General features: G+C 66.4%; 16 protein-coding genes. 9 read left to right on the top strand and 7 right to left on the bottom strand.

Going from position 1 to position 17,797, the window contains the following annotated elements:
- Nucleotides 1-1,467, bottom strand: a 1,467-nt coding sequence (locus A5634_RS08185; RefSeq protein ID WP_065143551.1) for an LCP family protein, incomplete at its 3' end; no start/stop codon positions are given.
- Nucleotides 1,468-1,702: 235 nt separating this feature from the next.
- Between A5634_RS08185 and A5634_RS08180 the strand changes: the two genes are divergently transcribed.
- Together A5634_RS08180 and A5634_RS08175 are read left to right on the top strand one after the other, a co-directional pair.
- A complete protein-coding gene (locus A5634_RS08180) occupies nt 1,703-2,362 on the top strand; it encodes an LppP/LprE family lipoprotein (protein WP_065143544.1) in 660 nt (219 codons plus the stop codon).
- 2 nt (nt 2,363-2,364) lie between these two features.
- Complete coding sequence (locus A5634_RS08175; protein WP_065143550.1) at nt 2,365-3,099, top strand: DUF2510 domain-containing protein; 735 nt, start codon at nt 2,365-2,367, stop codon at nt 3,097-3,099.
- Here the strand turns inward: A5634_RS08175 and A5634_RS08170 are convergent.
- Both A5634_RS08170 and A5634_RS08165 read right to left on the bottom strand, forming a co-directional pair.
- Nucleotides 3,096-3,479 (bottom strand): integrase, encoded by a 384-nt coding sequence (locus tag A5634_RS08170; protein WP_155769426.1) that lies wholly within the window; start codon nt 3,477-3,479, stop codon nt 3,096-3,098. The genes A5634_RS08175 and A5634_RS08170 overlap by 4 nt on opposite strands.
- Nucleotides 3,476-3,748, bottom strand: a complete 273-nt coding sequence (locus A5634_RS08165) for a hypothetical protein (protein WP_065143542.1) — start codon at nt 3,746-3,748, stop codon at nt 3,476-3,478. Before A5634_RS08165 ends, A5634_RS08170 begins: the two co-directional genes overlap by 4 nt.
- A gap of 119 nt (nt 3,749-3,867) precedes the next feature.
- Between A5634_RS08165 and A5634_RS08160 the strand changes: the two genes are divergently transcribed.
- Nucleotides 3,868-5,031 carry a TDT family transporter gene (locus A5634_RS08160; protein WP_065143541.1) on the top strand — a complete coding sequence of 388 codons (1,164 nt, stop codon included), beginning with the start codon at nt 3,868-3,870 and terminating at the stop codon, nt 5,029-5,031.
- Here the strand turns inward: A5634_RS08160 and A5634_RS08155 are convergent, their stop codons facing one another.
- Nucleotides 5,032-6,393 (bottom strand): amidohydrolase family protein, encoded by a 1,362-nt coding sequence (locus A5634_RS08155; RefSeq protein WP_081290284.1) that lies wholly within the window; start codon nt 6,391-6,393, stop codon nt 5,032-5,034.
- A gap of 214 nt (nt 6,394-6,607) precedes the next feature.
- On the opposite strand from A5634_RS08155, the gene A5634_RS08150 reads away from it, so the two are divergent.
- Entirely contained in the window at nt 6,608-7,279 is a 672-nt protein-coding gene (locus tag A5634_RS08150) for a GAP family protein (protein WP_065143549.1), read from the top strand.
- 19 nt (nt 7,280-7,298) lie between these two features.
- On the opposite strand, the gene A5634_RS08145 is transcribed toward A5634_RS08150, so the two are convergent.
- A complete protein-coding gene (locus A5634_RS08145) occupies nt 7,299-10,394 on the bottom strand; it encodes a patatin-like protein (protein WP_081290281.1) in 3,096 nt (1,031 codons plus the stop codon).
- Nucleotides 10,395-10,568: 174 nt separating this feature from the next.
- On the opposite strand from A5634_RS08145, the gene A5634_RS08140 reads away from it, so the two are divergent.
- Nucleotides 10,569-12,824 carry a serine/threonine-protein kinase gene (locus A5634_RS08140; RefSeq protein ID WP_065143539.1) on the top strand — a complete coding sequence of 752 codons (2,256 nt, stop codon included), beginning with the start codon at nt 10,569-10,571 and terminating at the stop codon, nt 12,822-12,824.
- A gap of 49 nt (nt 12,825-12,873) precedes the next feature.
- On the opposite strand, the gene A5634_RS08135 is transcribed toward A5634_RS08140, so the two are convergent.
- Nucleotides 12,874-13,302 (bottom strand): hypothetical protein, encoded by a 429-nt coding sequence (locus tag A5634_RS08135; RefSeq protein WP_155769425.1) that lies wholly within the window; start codon nt 13,300-13,302, stop codon nt 12,874-12,876.
- Between the two features lie 149 nt (nt 13,303-13,451).
- Here A5634_RS08135 and A5634_RS08130 point away from each other — a divergent pair, with 149 nt between their 5' ends.
- From A5634_RS08130 to A5634_RS08120, 4 genes are all read left to right on the top strand, one after another.
- Nucleotides 13,452-13,874, top strand: a complete 423-nt coding sequence (locus tag A5634_RS08130) for a hypothetical protein (protein ID WP_253861519.1) — start codon at nt 13,452-13,454, stop codon at nt 13,872-13,874.
- Between the two features lie 280 nt (nt 13,875-14,154).
- Nucleotides 14,155-14,313 carry a hypothetical protein gene (locus A5634_RS28625; protein ID WP_172831658.1) on the top strand — a complete coding sequence of 53 codons (159 nt, stop codon included), beginning with the start codon at nt 14,155-14,157 and terminating at the stop codon, nt 14,311-14,313.
- A gap of 117 nt (nt 14,314-14,430) precedes the next feature.
- Nucleotides 14,431-16,035: an MFS transporter gene (locus A5634_RS08125; protein ID WP_253861518.1), complete on the top strand. Its 1,605-nt coding sequence runs from the start codon at nt 14,431-14,433 to the stop codon at nt 16,033-16,035.
- Between the two features lie 9 nt (nt 16,036-16,044).
- Complete coding sequence (locus A5634_RS08120; protein WP_216638724.1) at nt 16,045-16,926, top strand: alpha/beta fold hydrolase; 882 nt, start codon at nt 16,045-16,047, stop codon at nt 16,924-16,926.
- A 19-nt stretch (nt 16,927-16,945) separates the two neighbouring features.
- Here A5634_RS08120 and A5634_RS30105 read toward each other — a convergent pair whose 3' ends face one another.
- On the bottom strand, nt 16,946-17,776 hold the full coding sequence (locus A5634_RS30105) for an MAP_0585 family protein (protein ID WP_367593452.1): 831 nt from the start codon (nt 17,774-17,776) through the stop codon (nt 16,946-16,948).
- Nucleotides 17,777-17,797 lie beyond the last annotated feature (21 nt).

The raw sequence follows: 17,797 nt of genomic DNA, 5'->3' as shown, positions 1-17,797 counted from the left end.
GGTCGTGGTGGTGGTGGTCGTCGTGGTTGTCGTACTCGTCGCGTCGCTAGTTTCATCGGGCGCGGGCAGCGAGAAGTTGGTGTCGACGACGACCCGGATACGTCCGGCCGCGAGGCTGGGATCCGGTTGCTTCGCGGCGTCGACACCGAGAAGTGTCTCGAGATTCTTCGCGTCGGTCTCCGCACCCACCCCGTAGAGGATCGTGCTTGCCGACGGGTCGCCCGATTCCCGGTCGCGGACCTGTCCGGCGGTGTAACCGCGCTTCTTCAGCGCGCTGGACAGCTGGCTGGCCATCCCGCTGATGCTGCCGGCATTCACGACGTCGACGACGGTCGACGGGTTCGGCTTGGCGGAGGTAGTGGTCGGTGCGGCCGATGGTGGCGCCGTGCCGAGCGCGGCGGCGATCTCCGCCCGGATCGCCGCAGGGTCGATGATGTTGACGTCCTGACCGTCGATGTTGTCGTAGCGGACCACGGGCAGCGTGCGGAACTCGATGTTCCCGCCGGCCAGTTCGCCCATCCGGCGGAACAGCGCCTCGTCCCAGCCGGCGGACAGGACCACGTCCTTGCGGGCGACGGCCATCAAACTGTTGAGCCGGTCGAGGTTGGTGAACGTGCCGGAGTCCTGCAGATCGTGCATCACCGACGACAGGAACGCCTGCTGCCGGTGCGTCCGGTCCAGGTCGCCGTTCTCCAGGCCGTGGCGTTGCCGGACGAACGCCAGCGCCTGCGAGGCGTCCAGTCGCTGACGGCCGGCCGGGAAGTCGGCCCCGGAGTAGGAGTCGTAGACGGGGTGGTTCAGACACACCTCGACGCCGCCGAGGGTCTGGGCCAGGTCGTAGAAGCCGGCCAGGTTGATTTCGGCGAAGTAGTCGATCGGAACACCGGTCAGGCTGCGCACCGCGCGCAGCGTGGCGGCCCGGCCGGCTTCGCGACCGCGGGCCTCCAGGTCGCGTTGCGAGATGTTGCCCTGGTTGGCCAGCTTGTTCGCGACGTACTGCTTGGTCAGCCCGTAGGCCTCTTTGATCTTGATGTGGTTATAGCCCGGAACGCCGTTGAAGGGCACCCAGTCGTCGCGCGGAATGGAGAAGGCGACAACCTTTCCGTCGGCGGCGACGTGCACGAGGATCAGCGTGTTGGTGTTGTAACCGCCCTGGTCCGAGTCGCCCGCGTGCAGGTGTTTGAGGATCGACCAGGGCAGGTCGTTGCCCTCCTGGTCTTTGCGTGAGTCCAGCCCGATCAGCAGGATGTTCATGGTGTTTCCGGTGGACCGGGGGTCCTCGGCGGTCAGCGCCTGGGAGATGGTGATGCCACCGAGCGCGCCGTGTGCCACCCAATAGCCTGCGCCCGTCATGCCCAGCGCGACCACCGAAACCAGCGTCATGAAGCTGCGCGACAGCCGTCGGCGCAGTGGCGACGGCTGCCGAACAGCACGACGGCGGCGGTGAGCACCGCCCGAACGCCCCACTAGCGGATCCGACCAAGCACCAGCACACCGGCTGGCGGTTGGCCAGCGGTTTGCGGTGAAGTCGTCCGTCGCATGCTGTCTAGTATGCGGTAGCTTGCTGCGAACCCCCCAACAAAAAGCTGCTGATGTGGGCAGATTCACCTGGCCCCGAGGCGTCAGTCGGCGTTGCTAAATTGCCGCTACCAGCACGTACTGACTACAATGCGGGACCGAAACGGAAGGGTCGGGATCAGGCATGGCTGCTGACTATGCGACTGATGGCGTTGACCCGGACTGGCCCCCACCGGCGTATGACCCTTCCGATGACCTCGACACCACGCCACCACCTGGACGCAGCATCTGGCTGGTCGCGGCGCTGGTGGTGTTGGTATGCATTGGCGCTGTTGCGCTGTTTGTGTTCTCCGGCAACGACCAGCCGCGCCCGGCCGCCAAGCCCACGCCTAGCTCGACGACCGGCACCGCAGCGCCCCCTGTGAACGCCGCCGGGTGTGGGCCCGATTTGCAGGCGGCGCTATCGGCCGCACTCGGGCAGGTGCCACCGGACCGCAAGACCGGTAAGCAATGGGATCGTGCCCCGCAAGCCGCCAACTACGATCCGTGCGCTGACCTGTCCGCAGTCGTGCTGACCGTGCAGGACGCCACCCCCAGCTCACCGGATGTGGCGTTGATGTTTCATCGCGGTGCGTTCGTCGGGACGGCCACCCCCAACGCCTACCCGTTCACCGAGTTGGAGGGCCCAGCGTCCACCAACGACATCGTGGTCCTGACTTATCGGACGCGGCAGAGTTGCTCGACCTGCTTCGACGGCACGCTGACCACGGTCGGGTTCCAGTGGAAGGACGACAAGGTGCAAATGCTCGACTGGCCACCTGAGTCCCCGGATGCACCCCGGTGACCGTGCCGACCGCACCGCCGGCGGGCTGGTACGTCGACCCCGACGGCTCACCAGGGCAACGCTACTGGGACGGCCAGCGCTGGACCTCCCACCGACGTGCCGGACCGCCGACGTCGCGAGCGGGGGTGGTCGCCAGGCTGCGCGAACGCTGGGCCAAGTGGCCGGTGCCCATGCGGGTGCTGCTGACGACGGTGTTGGTGTTGGCGCTGATAGGCATCGGCTGGAAACTTGCGACGGAGTCGCCGGGCGACGACTGGGATAGTTTGCCGAACCGGTTGAACTGCCAGATCGAAGACGGTCCGAAGCCGCCGGAGAACCTCACCATCTCCTCGGTCGAGGTGAAGCACCCCCGGAGCAACGTGCTGCAGTTGACGGTTCGCTTCGCCAAGGCGCTGCCGTCGTCGCCCACCGGGACCCCGAAGACGAAGTTCGTCGGTTACGTGCTGACCTATGACGTCGCCAACGACGGCACCAAGTTCGCCGAACTCGGTCCCGCGCAAGACACCGACGATCTGGCGATCACCGACGCCCAGTCGGCCGACCCGGGCGAGTCGGGGATGCGGCCGGACCGCGACACCAACGCCCGCAGGATCGCACCGGACACCATTTCGATCCTGCTCGATCTGACCCGGTTCGGCGTCGACGACCAACGGGTGCGGCCCGATCTGACGCTTAACGCCCAGTTCGATACACCGTCCACCACGACGGTGCGCTTTGCCCGGCAGGTGTGCCGCTAGCAGTACTGGTAGTCGATGTGCCAGCGGCCGTTGACATAGTCGGCGACGAAGTGGCCGCCCAGGCTCGGATTGGCGTCGTTGATGTTTCCCGACCCGCCGGCGTTGGGAGTGAAGCCAGGGGGATCCCAAATGACCGACTGCGGATCCGCCGGTAGGTCGGGGGTGCAACCCGCCTGCTTGGCGACGTAGCCGTCGATGATCCGGCGTTCCGCGGTGGTTTGGTCGCCGCCGTCGGGTGCGGGGTCTTTGGGGCAGAGATAGGTTGCGCCGCAGAAGTTTTCGTGCGCGGTGACCAGTGCGATGTCTGTCACCGGTACCGATGCGATGGCGCCGCCGAGCAGCATTGCCGATACGACGATTCCCGCTATGCGCCCGTTCATCGCACTTTCACGATCTCCTCGCCCGACGTATAGAACAGGGGAATATCCGAACCGATCATATTTTCTATTAGGAATATGCCTAATGGTTCGACTTCGTAGTAATAGTGTACGTCGCCGTTTGCGTCTACCGCCGTGGCGCAGGTACGCCCGGGCGCACCGCAACGCTGCTTGATCGGTATGGCCAGCGCCGCCATAACCAGCAGCACAGAAATTGCGATCACCAGCGGTTTAGTTGTCGAACGGTGGTCTTGACGCGGATACCGGCGCATTTCACCATTTTGCCTAGCGGCACCTGGGGACGGTAATTCCCAGCCGGACGGGTGCCCGGCAAATCTCCGGAGCCCCGACCCGAAGCGCGGGGGCCGGCCGGGCAGTAGGTTGCTCAGCTATGGCTATCGCTGGCCCTGACGACGTGGCTTCGGCACCGAACGCGCCGCACACCCGTGTCGAGGTGCTCGGCAACATCGGACCCAACTGGTTCGCCTCGGTGATGGGCACCGGGATCGTCGCCATCGCCGGCGCCACGCTGCCCGTTCAGATGCCTGGGTTGCGGGGGTTCACCCAAGCCGTCTGGATTATCGCCGCGGTCCTGCTGGTGGTCCTGGTCGTCCTGGTCGGCGGTCACTGGTTGCGCAACCCGACGGTGGCGCGCACCCACGCCCGCAATCCGCAGATGGCCCATTTCTACGGTGCCGCACCCATGGCGCTGATGACGGTGGGCGCCGGCGCGGTATTGGTGGGCGGGGACCTGATCGGCGAGCGACTGGCCGTCGACCTGGACTGGGTGTTGTGGTCGTTGGGCACAATCGGTGGGTTGTTCACGGCCGTCAGCATTCCGTTCTTGATGTTCACCCAGCTGCGCGTCGAGCCCGATGCCGCGTTCGGCGGCTGGCTGATGCCGGTCGTGCCACCGATGGTGTCGGCCGCCACCGGTGCGCTGTTGCTACCGCATATGCCGCCGGGCACCGGCCGCGAGACCATGCTGTACGGCTGTTACGCGATGTTCGGTCTTTCCCTGCTGGCTTCGCTGAACATCATCGCGATGATCTGGAGTCGGCTGGTGCTCTACGGCACCTCGGGTTCGGCGCGGGTGCCGACGCTGTGGATCGTGCTCGGCCCGCTCGGCCAATCCATCACGGCCGCAGGCCTTCTCGCAACGGCGGCGTCCAGCGGAGCGGTTGAGCACCGACTGGCTGCGGCGATGAACGACTTCGGCATCGTCTTCGGGGTTCCGGTGTGGGGTTTCGCGGTGCTGTGGATCGCGCTGGCAACCTCGCTCACCGTGCGCACGCTGCGGCGCGGTATGCCGTTCGCGCTGACCTGGTGGAGCTTGACCTTTCCGGTCGGCACATTTGTCACCGGCACTTCACAACTGGCCGCGCACACCCACCTGCCGGCGTTCACGGTGGCCGCGGCCGTCGCTTACTGCGGCCTGCTGCTGACCTGGATTCTGGTGGCCGCCCGCACGGCGCGGGGCAGCGTGCGGGGCAACCTGCTCAAGCTGGCCCCGAGTTCGGACCCGGTCAAGGCCAGCAAGGACGCGCTGTCCTGATTACTGCAGCCGCCGTCCCGCCACGTACGTCTCGGCGATCGACGTCTCGCGCATGCCCATCAGCAACGCGAAGAGCGTCTGGTCGCGTGCCATTGAAGGATCCGCGGCGCGCACGCCGTAGGTCAGTGCGGCTTCCAGGGCCGGTGTGCGGCGCGGGTCGACGACGACGAAGTCGGCCTCTTTACCGAGGTCGAAGTTGCCGAAGCGGTCTTCCATGTCCAATGCGCGAGCACCGGCCAGGGTGCCCAGGAACAGCATTTCCGCCGGGTGCATAGAGACGCCCTCGTCCCCGGGTTCGGAGATGTGCACCTTGAACGCGGCCCCCACCACCTGGGAAATCAGCCATTCGTCACCGCCGCCGAAATCGGTTCCGGCCGCGATGTTCACCCCCGATGCCACGGTGCGCAGCCACGGCATGGTGCCTGATCCGAGGAACTGCTGGGAAACGGGGCAGTGCGCGATCGACGTGCCGGTCTCGGCCATCCGGGCCAGTTCGACGTCCTGGCAGTGCACCGCGTGCGCCATGATGCTGCGTCGCCCGAGCAGGCTGGCGCCGCCGACCTTCGAGCCCGGCAGGAACTTGCCGTCGTAAGTGTCCAGGTAGGAGTCGACCTGGTAGGTGAGCTTGGTTTCGTCCACCTCGCCGGTGCCGGGCCGGTTGTTCTCGTTGAGATGGCTGTGGAAGTACACGCCGCGATCCCGTACCGAATCATAAAGATCACCAAGGCTTTTCAGCGTCTGTGCGGTGACCGCGAGAGAGAACCGCGGGACCACCGCCACGTGCAGGCGGGCGGTGTTGACGTCGCCGGTGTCGGCCGCATGCCATTTGTCAATCTCCTCGCGGGCCAGTCGGATGGCGTCGTCTTCGGACGTGATCAACGCCGCGGCCGACGCCGGCCCGCCGGTCTGGATACCGCGCCCGCTGACCAACCGCAGGCCGCGGCGCTGCGTCTCGGTGAACAGCGCGTCCTGGGCGTGCGGAAACGCCGAGCCGAACACCATCGCGGCCGTAGTGCCCGCAGCGATCCGCCGATCGCAGAACTGGACCGCCGCCTGCTGCGCGAAACTCGGGTCGGCGTAGCGGGATTCGGACGGGTAGACGCACAGCGTCAGCCATTCCAACAGTTGTCCGCCGCCGTAGGAGTCGCCGGCGTAGGTCTGAGGAAAGTGCACATGGGTGTCGACGAAGCCGGGCAGCAGGAAGCCGGGACGGTGGTCAGACGTCGCCGCTGATCGGTATTGCGGCGGGAGGTCGCCGCGCTCACCGCAGAACGCGACGCGGCCGTCATCAGGGCCATCGTCGCCAATCGCCAACGCGCCGTCCGGAATTGACACCAACGCCGTGGCGGCTTCGGTCACCATCGGCGAACCCGTGAGGTGGAAGATGTGTCCCAGATGCACCTGAGTCGCCACGGCAATCCTCCTGCGTCGGTCGACGTGGTTGATGGGTGCGTCCCCCACCAGCCGGGATCATTGCACGCCGACGCCCACCCAACCGGCGTTTGGCAAATCTGACGCGCCCGCACGAAGTTCGGCGAGTCCGCGGGCCGAACCGGCGCGTGCGAAGATGCTGCCCGTGACAGGAAATTGGGGCACAGTGCTGACCACCCTCATTCCGCTGGGTTTGGTCATCGCCGTATCACCGCTGACCATCATCCCGGCTGTCCTGGTCTTGCACGCCCCGCGGCCACGACCGACGGCGCTGGCGTTTCTGGCCGGCTGGGTGCTGGGGTTGATCGCGCTGACGGGAATCTCGGTTGCGGCCTCCGGCCTGCTCGGTGGCCTGAACAAGACGCCCCCGGCGTGGGCGTCCTGGCTGCGCGTGGTGCTGGGTGCGGCGCTGATCCTGTTCGGCATCTATCGCTGGCTCACCCGACACCGGGAGTCCGAAGCGCCGCGCTGGATGCGAGCCTTCGACACCATCACCCCGGCGCGTGCGGGAGCGATCTCGTTGGTGCTCACGGTGGTGCGTCTCGAGGTGTCGCTCCTTTGCCTGGCCGCCGGCTTGGCCATCGGCAGCAACGGCCTTGCGCCTGCCGGCAAATGGGTGTCCGGGGCGGTGTTCGTCACCGTCTCCGCGTCGACGGTCGCCATCCCGATCCTGGGTTATGTGGGCGCCGGCGACCGGCTCGAAGAACCCCTGGAACGGCTCAGAGAATGGATGGAGAAGAACCACGCGGCGATGCTCGCCGGTGTTCTGGTCCTCATCGGCTTGATGGTGCTTTACAACGGCATCAGCGCCCTGTGACCGCGCTGGTTTGCCAGCCCTATCTTCGTCTTGGCGCACCCGGACGTGCGATGGCAACCAAAGTGACGCCCAGCGCTATCGCGCCGACGACGATCAGCGGGTGCCACCATTGGGCGCCCAGCCAGTAGGCGTTGGCGCCCACCCAGCCCGGATGTGTCGCATCGCCGAACAGCCAGCCGCGTACCGCCGGAGTGGCCAGCGAAAGCACCGCGCCGACAAGCGTTACCGACAGCAGCGCGAACAGCAGCCGACTGGAGAACTGCCACGTCGCTAGTACGACGAGATAGCCACCGATCCCGGCGGCGGTCAGCCCGACCGCACCGAGCGTCGTCGTCGACGAGATGGCGGCCGCCGTGCCCAGCACCAGCAGAGCGGCGCCGAGGATCAGCGTCCACTTGGCGACACCGTTGGTCAGCGACACCACCCGGTACCCGCCCAACGCCAGCGTCCGCAAGGTGGCGACCGGTGGTTTGACGACGGCGGGCAGTTGCCGCACCGAACCGGCGGCCCCGGAAGCGGTCGCGGCGGCCTTGGAAAGGGTGTGGGCCATCAGCGGGGAACCCTTGTCGCTGGCGAAGGTCTCACCCGCAACCGGATCATCGTTCAGCAGCGCGTATTTGGCGTCTCCTGGGCTGGCCGCCCGCACCTTCTTGGCCCAGGTTCGCGACGCGGCCGGGCTCCAGTCGGGTCGTTCGCCGGGTTCGGTGTCGAGCACCGTTTCGGCCAGCTCGTCCAATTCTTCGTCGAGGACGTGGCGCTGCCACGCCTGTGCCAACCACAGCGACGTACGGGGCAGGCTCGCCGGCACCGGCTTGGTGGCGTCGTCGACGAAGGCGAGTTCGTCGAGCAGCATGTCCTCGGTCAGCTGGTGGGATTCACCACCCACGGTCGGCAGTCGGTAGCCCGACCTCGGAAACTCGGGCGCGCCAAGCGCTTTGAGTTGCTGCAGAAACCACCGGGCGCCGGACTCGTGGTCGTCGGCATGAGAGCTGGCGATCCAACGCACCCGGCGCGGGTCCAACAGCACGTGAACGAGCCAGCCGGCGCCGTCGAGGCGACCCCACATCCAGTCATTGGCCCGCCACGATCGTTTGTAGAACGCACCGAAGTGGTGGAACTGCATGCCGGTGAGCTTCTGCTGAGCGGTCTGCCAATCCGGCGCCAACAGGCTGCGGGTGTCGGCGCTGACCTGGACGAGTTCCACCGACTGCTCGATGTCGGCCTCGGCCGGGAGCATGGCACGTTGGCTCGCGGCTAGATCGAACAACCGGATCGCGACGCCTTCCGCGTCGGACCGACCCAGGTAGTTGAGATAAGTCCGCAGCTGGTCCGCCGCATCGACGGATAAAGCGTTGTCGGACAAAGCTTTCAGCGTCGGATAGCTCGTCACCAGCGCCTGGCCCAGCGCGCTGAAGCCGGCCGCGGGCACCGCGGACTGCTGCAGGTAGTCCGTGGCGATCAAGCTGGCCGCATTTCGCAAGGACGCTTGTCGCACCGCCGGGATGGTGCACACCGAGCGCACCAGCGCACCGAGGTCCACTGCCGCCGGCGGTGGGCACGCCGCGTGAATGGCCTGGGTGAGTTCGGCCAGTGCGGCGACATCGGCGTCGGACTTCGCCAGCTGGTATGCCGCGCGAACGACGGCCAGCGCGCAACTCTTGGCGATGTCGTAGCCGGATTGCCCGTATCGGGCCAGGTCGGCGGGACTCGACGGCAGTGGCTGGTCGAGTGCCGGCGCGCAGCGGCTCAGGATCGACTCGGTGATCTGGCGACGGCACACGCGGTCAGCGTCGCCACCGACGGCGAGTTCGGGTTCCCAGTTGCGCGGAATGCTCTCCGCGGCCGCGCTCGAAGCCGGGGGCCAGGTACCGAGTTGACGCAGCAGCGCATCGGTGAGTGTCTGCGCCTGCCTGGTCGCTTCCCGAGTCACGTAGTCGGCGAGCAAGGACTCGGTGAGCAGCCGCGAACCGTTCGGCAGTGCCGCGGCGAGTTCGGCCAGTCGCAGCTTGGTGTCGATGCGGGCCGCCATGCGGTCCTGGTGAATGCGGATCTCGCGCAGGTCAGCCGCGATGGATTGGGTGGTGATTGCCGCGAGGTCTTTGAGCAGTCCGTCGACGAGGCCGAGCGGTTCCTCGACGTTGTCCGGTGGCGTCTCTGCCACCAGATCGGGAGCCGGTCCCGAGGACGGCACGACGAACAGCAGCACCCGCCTGACCGGCCGTCGCGCCGGCCGATCGAAGATCCGCTTGAGGAGCACGCCGATCGGTCGGTTGTCGAGCAGGCCGCCGTCGGAAACCCAGTGCGCCCGGGTGATGTTGGTGAACGGTGCCATGGCCGGTCGGGCCGGCACTTTCCCGGTTGCGGGCGTGCCGTGGGTGAACGGCAGGAACGACGGTTCGAACGCGATCGGGAAGGACGCCGAACTGCGCGCGGCCAGTGCCAGCGCCGCAACCGTTCCGGGCTGGGCGAGTTCGGCGTCGGTGAACGTGAACAGGCCGCGCCGATCGACATCCTGGACCAGGGTGCCGAACGAGTCGGTGAAGCGGCTGGTCTCCCCGGCCAGCAAGGTGGTCGTGACGTACAACGTGGTGGACGGGCGGCGGGCGCCACCGGGAAACCCGGCGGGTGGAAACGGCCCCGTCTCCAGATTGGGGATCTGCGTCGCCAACGCCGCGTACATCCGTTCGTCGCCGTACAACAGCGACGGTGTGTGCTTGTCGCGCGGATCGCGCAACAGGTCGGTCAGCGCCCCGAGGTCGAGCCACAAATTACGCAGTCCACCGAGGTCAGCGCCGGAAATCCGGGACGAAGCCAGCAACGCCGCGTTGATGCCGCCGGCGCTGGTCCCGGACAGGATGTCGACGTCGACGATCATGTCGAGCAGATCGATGAGGCCGGCATACAGGCGCAGCGATGCCGCCGCCTGGGTGCTGAGCCGGCTGTCGGCGGGGAACGATCCGCCTTCCCGGCGCCACTGCGACGCTTGGGCGAGCAAGTTGATTTCCCGCGTTACCCCAGCCATCCAGATGGCCAGACTCACCCCGCCAGTCATGGTCGTGGCGAGCCGCAGTTCCTGGGTCAACTCGGTTACCGGTGACGGTCTGTCGAATGCCATGTGCACCCCTTTGACCTACATTTTTGACCTATACGGGAGGAATCCGCCGATACGTTTCAGCCCAGCTCGGGTCGTCATTTTGTGATTTGCTTGTCGAACGGCTGTGCATCCCCCCTGGCGCGGCTTTATTGTTTTTGCTGAGTATCCACCCAAAATTTCGCTGAGGGGGGCGGAGTGCAAGGCACGACCTTCGGCCGCTACCAGTTCATCGAGTTGCTGGGCCGCGGCGGTATGGGTGAGGTGTGGCGCGCCTACGACACCGAGACCCAACGTGTCGTAGCGGTGAAAGTACTGCCGGCAAACCTGGCCAACGACCCGACCTTCGAACAGCGTTTCCGCCGGGAGGCGCTCGCGGCGGCCGGACTCAACGACCCCCACGTGGTGCCGATCCACCATTTCGGCGAAATCGAAGGTCGCCTGTATGTCGACATGCGCCTCGTCGTCGGCACCGACCTGCAGGCCATCATCAATGAAGGCGCCCTCGAACCTGAACGCGCCGTCAATATCATCGAGCAGATCGCGTCGGCACTGCGCTCGGCGCATCGGATCGGCCTGGTGCACCGCGACGTCAAACCGTCCAACATTTTGGTCACCGAAGACGACTTCGCGTACTTGATCGACTTCGGTATCGCCCGCGCGGCGGGTGATTCGCACATGACCGGCACCGGCAACGTGATCGGTACCTGGGCCTACATGGCACCTGAACGGGTGACTTCCGGACAGACCGACCCGCGCGGGGACACCTACGCACTCGGGTGTGTGCTGCACGAGTGCCTGACCGGCAGCCAACCGTTCCCCGGAGCCAGTCTCGAACAACAAATCGGCGGCCATCTGAACTCGCCGCCACCGCGGCCGTCCACCCTGCGCCGCGGAATCCCCGAAGAACTCGACAACGTCATCGCCACCGCCATGGCCAAGAACCCCGAACAGCGCTATTCGTCGGTGACGGACATGGCAGCGGCGGCGCGGGAAGCTGTCACCGGCACGCGACCAATTCCGCTGCGTCGGCCCGAGCCGGTCCAGCAGCGGACCCAACTGGCCCCCCCGTCCGCGCGACCGCCAGCGCCTCCTCCCAAGCAGCCGTTCGCGGGCCCCCCACCCAAGCAGCCACCGCGGCGCGGCGGACCCGGCTATGCCGACCCGGGTCAGCGACGGCCGCCGTCGAACCCGAACCAGCGCCGCGCGAACAGTGATCCGAATCAGTACCGCCCGGTGTCCGAGCCAAAGCTGTACCGCCCTCCCCAGGAGCAGACTCCGCAGCGTCCCATCACGGACCCGACGCTGCGCCGTCCCACTTCCGATCCCAATCCGCAACGCACCAACAACGACGACCCGACGCAGTATCGCCCCGCCGAATCCCATACGCCGCCGGCCGCGTGGTCGGCTGTCCCGCCGGAAACACCGCCACCGGCTCCGGCTCCGGAACCGAGTGCGAAACCGGCCAAGAAGAAGCGGCGTACCACTCCTCTTGTGCTGGCCGGTGTGGGCGCGTTGCTGACCGTCATCGGCGTAGTCGCGGCCGTCGTCCTGACCAGCGGCGGTGGCGGCAGCAGTCAACACGCCGGGCATTCGGAAAGTGAGGCGCCGGTGGGTGCGCCGTCCAATGGCGGACCGTTCACCGGGACCTACACGGCTGATTTCGGACCCAAACTTTCCCTGGCCGGGAAGGAAGTAGCAAACTCTGAGCCGCCTGGCCAGGAGACCTGGGTATTCAGCTCGGCCTGTAATGGCGGCGGAGGTACCGGGTGTGTCGCATCAGCGCAACGCACCGACGGTCCGTACAACCACACGCCGAAATTGACGTTCGACGACGTCCGGGGACGTTGGATAGCGATAGCGCTCGAAGGCGGCAAATGTAACGACAAGTCGATCGAGAAGTGGAACTACGTGTGGCTGCAACCCCATGCCGATGGCACGTTGGTCGGTGAGTGGATCACCGATTCGCTGGACTGCTACAGCAAACGCGAAGTGACGTTCACCCGGGTCGGTGATGCGGACGTCTCGCATCTGCCTAACCCCGCCGAATTGCCCGCCCGGGTGGTGTCACCCGCGCAAGCGCTACACGGCTTCTACCACCTGGTGACCACCTACACCGGCCCCAACGCGCCGAAGCCGCAGGAGGCGGACTACAACGTGGACACCATCTGTCTGCGTACCGGGGACCGGTGTCTGAGCAGGTTTGTGCGCAACGGCACCAGCGGCACCCAGTTGCTGCAGTTCGCCAACGACGTTTGGACCCGCGACGACGAGTACGACGCGTCCTGTCCGGCCGGCGGGACCTCGCACGTCTCCATCAAGGGCACGTTCCCGCTACCGGAGCCCCATGAGGACCCGATCGAGGTGCTGTCCGGAAACGGGACCAAGGATGAAACGGGCAGTGCGTGTAAAGGCGGCCCGTACGAAATGAAGTTCACCCGCACCGGAGGTTGAGACTCTGGGGGTGTGCCGCCCCCTCAACGGCACACCCCTAGAGAGCTTCTCAGTACGCGGTTCCGCCTCGGACCACGCTGTTGAGCCCGTCGGTGCAGCCGCGCAGGAACTCAGGCCCGTTGATTGACTGCCCATCCGAGCCGTCCCGGCCGGTGCGCATGGCCGCCGACTCTTTGGCGCACAGTGCGGGGATGCGGTTCGCGACATTGATCTCGGCCAGGTCGAAGCCCTCCGCGCGCATGCGGCTGGCCATGATGCGGATGTCGTTGACGGCCTTGGTGTAGCCCAGTTCGTAGGAGGGGCTCGGCGCCGCGGCGGGCTCGGCGTGGGCGTTTGCGCTGGCACCGATGTGCGCTCCCAGGACTCCGGCCGATGCGACGGCCGCCACGACCAGCATTCGGGCGACGGTGCGGCGCCGGCTGTCGGGCGATGACTGGGGCACGTCTGGGGTTTGGGCCGCTGCTTGGAAGGCGCTCATGAAGGTCTCCGTGGTGTTCGAGGGGCGGGGCGTGTGGCCAACATTAACAGCTTAAGTTCCAATATCGGAACACGATTCCTGTAACGCTACTCACATCGTCATAGTGAGAGGCGATTGACGTTTTTCGAGACGATGAGTACGTTGGTGAGATGCCAAGACTGAGCCGATCCGGAAAAGATCTTGGCCGCGTGCTGGAGTGGCTGCTCAATCGCGACGTGCCAGACAGCGAGATCGGGTCCGCGCTCAACCTGCCCAAAGCCACTTACTCTCGGCGCAAAGAGGCCCGGGACTTCCCTGACTTCGCCGAACTGACAGCGGTGGGCGACTACTTCAAGTTGTCTCCGCGGGTCCTGCAAATTGCCTTCGGCTGGCGCGGCGAGGACGAGGTGATCCTGCTCGACGCCGACGAAATGCTGCAGTACATGGAGCAGGCCGGTGCTGCGCTGTTTGCCATGGAGCGAGTTCGCGGGTTCATCGAGGGCGGCGGCAAGACCGACAATGCCCTGGCTGTCGCGATTATCAAGATGGCGGACACGCTACGCGCCGAGTCGCAGGCCGACCCGGTCCACTGACCGCTGCACCGAGGCTCTGTTTCCAAAGCGCGCCTCCCGGGTAGGCCTTTTGCAGTCGAATCTAGGAGTCGAATTTTGCAACGGTCATTGCTCGACGCACGATCAACCGACCCCCAGACCCCGGAACGTGGCACGCCGGAAAAAACGCCCGAACGTCTGGTGCCTGCGGAGACACCGGAACGACTCACGCCGACAGAACCGCCGGAGCGGCTAACGCCGCAAGAGCCGCCGGAGCGGCTGACACCGGCATGACGAGGACTTAACGAGGGGAGAAATCGAGATGCGCGCAGAAGAAGGCGACGAATCCATCGAGGACTATGCCGCTGAGGGCGAACAGACCCTGAACAGAATCAAGGACACGCAAAGCGAGTCGGGCAACCCGTTGACCCGCATCGGTCGGCGGCTGCTGCGGTTGATACCGGGCGGCTCGCGGGACTGACCATCTGTTGGTCCGGGGGTTTCGCGCCGGTTGTGGCCGGGTAATGAGACACCTAGTCTCGTTCAGAGACTAACAGTCTTGTTGTACTGCTGACCAACTAAGGAAGCAGGCCCGCCGGTGACTGGATTTGCGGTCAAGAACCTCCGACGCTTCGATCAAGCACCCCCGGACTCGTTTGCGCACGGATCCCGTGGGCGCCGTGGCTGGACGCTGTTTATCGCCTGCCTCGGCGTGGCCTTGGTCATCGCGTCGATGGTGGCGCTGAACACGGCGCTAAGCGACATCGCCATCGCCACGTCAGCCACCCAAACCCAGCTGACCTGGATCGTGGACAGTTACACGCTGCTGCTGGCGTGTTTGGTGTTGCCAGCCGGCGCCATCGGGGACAGATACGGTCGGCGCAGCGCCTTGCTGGTTGGTGTGGCGATCTTTGCGGTCGCTTCGGCCGCGCCACTTCTCATCGACAAGCCGTGGCAGATCATCGCGGCCCGCGCACTGGCCGGCGCGGGGGCCGCGTTCGTGATGCCCGCGACGTTGTCGCTGCTGACCGCCGCCTACCCGCCGGAAGCACGCACCAAAGCCGTCGGCATATGGGCAGGGGTCGCCGGGTCTGGCGGAGTGTTCGGCTTGCTGGGCAGCGGGCTGCTGATCGAGTTCTTCGATTGGCGCTCGATCTTCTGGACGCTGGCGGTCGGCGGACTGGTGGTATTCGTCCTGACGCTGACCATCGCCGAGTCCCGCGACGCCGACGCGCCGCGGCTGGACGTACCGGGTGCGGTCACGATCGGATCGGCCGTCGCGGTGTTCGTGTTCGGCATACTGCAGGCACCCGCACACGGCTGGAGCGACCCACGGGTGTTCGGCTGCCTCATCGCCGGTTCGGCGCTTGCGGTGGTATTCGGGTGCATCGAGCTTCGGCGGCGCCAGCCGCTGCTGGACATCCGGCTGTTCGGCGACCCCAACTTCGGCACCGGTGCCGCGGCCATCACGGTGATCTTCCTGGCCACCTTCGCGCTCTTCTTCCTCGTCGTCCAGTACCTGCAGCAGGTGAAGGGCTATTCCGCGCTGGTCGCCGCGGTCGCCCTGAGTCCGCTAGCGCTGCCGTTGCTGACGCTGTCGATGCTGTCGTCCTGGTATCTCCCCAGGCTGGGGTTGCGTGCGGTGGTCTTCTCGAGCATGGTCCTGGTCTCCGTTGGCTTCTTGTGCATGTGCACGCTGGACGTCGATTCGTCGTACCTCGAGGTGTGCTGGCCGCTGATGGTGATCAGCGCCGGCTTCGGATTGGCAACGGCGCCAACGACATCGGCGATCATGACGGCGGCGCCCGATTCAAAGCAGGGCGTGGCGTCTGCGGTCAACGACGCTACCCGGGAGGTGGGCGGTGCGTTGGGCATCGCGCTGGCCGGGTCCATCCTCGCTGGAAGCTACAGCCACCACATCGCCGGTGTGCTGAGCGAGTATCCGCCGGCCGTGCGCGGCCCGGCGTCGGATTCGCTTGCCAGCGCGTTGGCCGTCGCCAATCATCTTGGCCCTCAAGGGCTTTCCCTTGCCGAGCGCAGCAAGGAGGCGTTCGTCGCCGCGACCAACGCCTCATACGTCGTGATGGCGGTGATCGTCGCGGTCGCCGCGGTGCTGATCGCGCTGGTCGCCCCGGGACGCGACGGTGAGCGCCTGGGCAGGAAGAGTCTCACCCGGCGGGTACCACCGGTTAGCGCGTCTTAGTATCTGTTGATGGTGGCGACAGCTGAACCGTTTATCACCCAGGGCAGTGGCGGCGTCCGCATCGTCGCCGACCGTCAAGGCGATCCGCAGGCGCGCGCGGTGGTGTTCCTGCACGGCGGCGGGCAGACCCGGCGGTCCTGGGGACGCGCCGCCTCTGCCGTGGCCAAACGCGGATTCCAAGCCGTCACTATCGATTTGCGCGGTCACGGCGAATCGGACTGGTCAACCGAAGGCGACTACCGCGTCGTCACCTTCGCCGCCGACGTCGCCGAAGTTTTGCGCGGCCTGCCACCCCGACCGGTCCTGGTGGGCGCGTCCTTGGGCGGGTTCACCTCGATGCTGCTGGCGGGCGAGCTGTCCCCGGGCATCGCGAGCGCGGTCGTCCTGGTTGACATCGTGCCGAACATGGAGCAATCCGGTGCCGACCGCATCCATGCCTTCATGTCCGAGCGGGTGGAATCGGGATTCGCCTCGCTGGAGGAGGTCGCCGACGCGATCGCCGAGTACAACCCGCATCGGCCTCGTCCCACCGATCTGGAGGGGTTGACCACCAACCTGCGCCGACGTGGCGATCGCTGGTATTGGCACTGGGACCCACAGTTCATCAGCGGCAGCGCGGCCTTCCCGCCGTTCGAGGTCACCGATGCCGACCGTATGCACGACGCCGTCGAGGCCATCCTGCGAAATGGTTTGCCAATGCTGCTCGTTCGGGGCCAGGTGAGTGACCTGGTCAGTCAGGAACGGGCCGATGAATTCCTGGCACGATTCCCGCAGGTGGAGTTCACCGATGTCCGCGGCGCCGGGCACATGGTCGCCGGCGATCGCAACGACATCTTCGCCGAGGCCATCCTGGATTTCCTGGCGCGGCACGTCGAAGGCGGACAGGCCTAGCGCCAGGCCTGCTTTTCAGTCAGTACAGCGGGACCCACAGCCCCATGAACCAGTAACCCCAACCGCCGTACTGCCAGTTGAAGACAGGCAGGACGGTGTAGTTGTTGTAGTTGAACGGCGCGAAGTACTGCTGCCCGTAGGCCACGTCACGGGCCGGGCCTTGCCAGGGGCGGTTCCAGCCGCCCGCGGGCGGCGCTCCGTCCCAGCCATTCGGCGGCGGCGGTCCTTCCCAATTTGGCGGCGGGGCGCCAGGCGCCTGGCCGTTGTTCCAGCCGTACCCGCTCTGCCGCGGCGGTGGCGGCGCGCCTTGGCCAGGCACATAGAACCCAACCGTCAGGTCCACCGGGCCGCCGATATGCACTGTGCCACGCGGGATTTCACCGCGCGGCGGAATGTAGGGCGGGTGCAGCGGCTGAGTGGAGGGCGCGTTGAGGACCGGGGTAGTGGTCGGCGGGTAGGAAGTGCTGCCACCGGCCGGAGTCGTCGAACTCCACTGGCCTGAGGTCGTCGGCGTCGATGATCCGTTCCACGGGCTCGTGGTGGGTGTCGAGGAGCCGTTCCAGGGACTTGTGGTGGGTGTCGAGGATCCGTTCCACGGGCTCGTAGTGGGTGTCGATGATCCGTTCCACGGGCTCGTGGTGGGCGTTGATGATCCGTTCCACGGACTTGTGGTGGGCGTTGATGATCCGTTCCACGGACTTGTGGTGGGCGTTGATGATCCGTTCCACGTGGTTGAGGTGGTCGGTGGCGGCGCCGAACTCGGTGGCTTCGTCGTGGTCGGCGTCGCACCCGGCGGCTTCGTCGTTGTCGGAGTGCCGGCACCCGGAACATGTGAACTGGGGGGCGGCACGGACCCGGTGCCCCCATAACC

Origin of the sequence: Mycobacterium asiaticum, from assembly GCF_001673365.1 — a bacterium.
GTDB lineage: Bacteria > Actinomycetota > Actinomycetes > Mycobacteriales > Mycobacteriaceae > Mycobacterium > Mycobacterium asiaticum_A.
The sequence above is the reverse complement of the archived record's forward strand: the minus strand, read 5'-3'. Positions and strand labels throughout refer to the sequence as shown.

Bases quoted from the DNA above. Each gene is read 5' to 3' on its own strand.
- A5634_RS08120 (WP_216638724.1), top strand. From the start codon at position 16,045: ATGGTGGCGACAGCTGAACCGTTTATCACCCAGGGCAGTGGCGGCGTC.
- A5634_RS08155 (WP_081290284.1), bottom strand. From the start codon at position 6,393: ATGGTGACCGAAGCCGCCACGGCGTTGGTGTCAATTCCGGACGGCGCG.
- A5634_RS08170 (WP_155769426.1), bottom strand. From the start codon at position 3,479: ATGAACGGGCGCATAGCGGGAATCGTCGTATCGGCAATGCTGCTCGGC.
- A5634_RS08160 (WP_065143541.1), top strand. From the start codon at position 3,868: ATGGCTATCGCTGGCCCTGACGACGTGGCTTCGGCACCGAACGCGCCG.
- A5634_RS08130 (WP_253861519.1), top strand. From the start codon at position 13,452: ATGCCAAGACTGAGCCGATCCGGAAAAGATCTTGGCCGCGTGCTGGAG.
- A5634_RS08165 (WP_065143542.1), bottom strand. From the start codon at position 3,748: ATGCGCCGGTATCCGCGTCAAGACCACCGTTCGACAACTAAACCGCTG.
- A5634_RS08145 (WP_081290281.1), bottom strand. From the start codon at position 10,394: ATGGCATTCGACAGACCGTCACCGGTAACCGAGTTGACCCAGGAACTG.
- A5634_RS08135 (WP_155769425.1), bottom strand. From the start codon at position 13,302: ATGAGCGCCTTCCAAGCAGCGGCCCAAACCCCAGACGTGCCCCAGTCA.
- A5634_RS28625 (WP_172831658.1), top strand. From the start codon at position 14,155: ATGCGCGCAGAAGAAGGCGACGAATCCATCGAGGACTATGCCGCTGAG.
- A5634_RS08180 (WP_065143544.1), top strand. From the start codon at position 1,703: ATGGCTGCTGACTATGCGACTGATGGCGTTGACCCGGACTGGCCCCCA.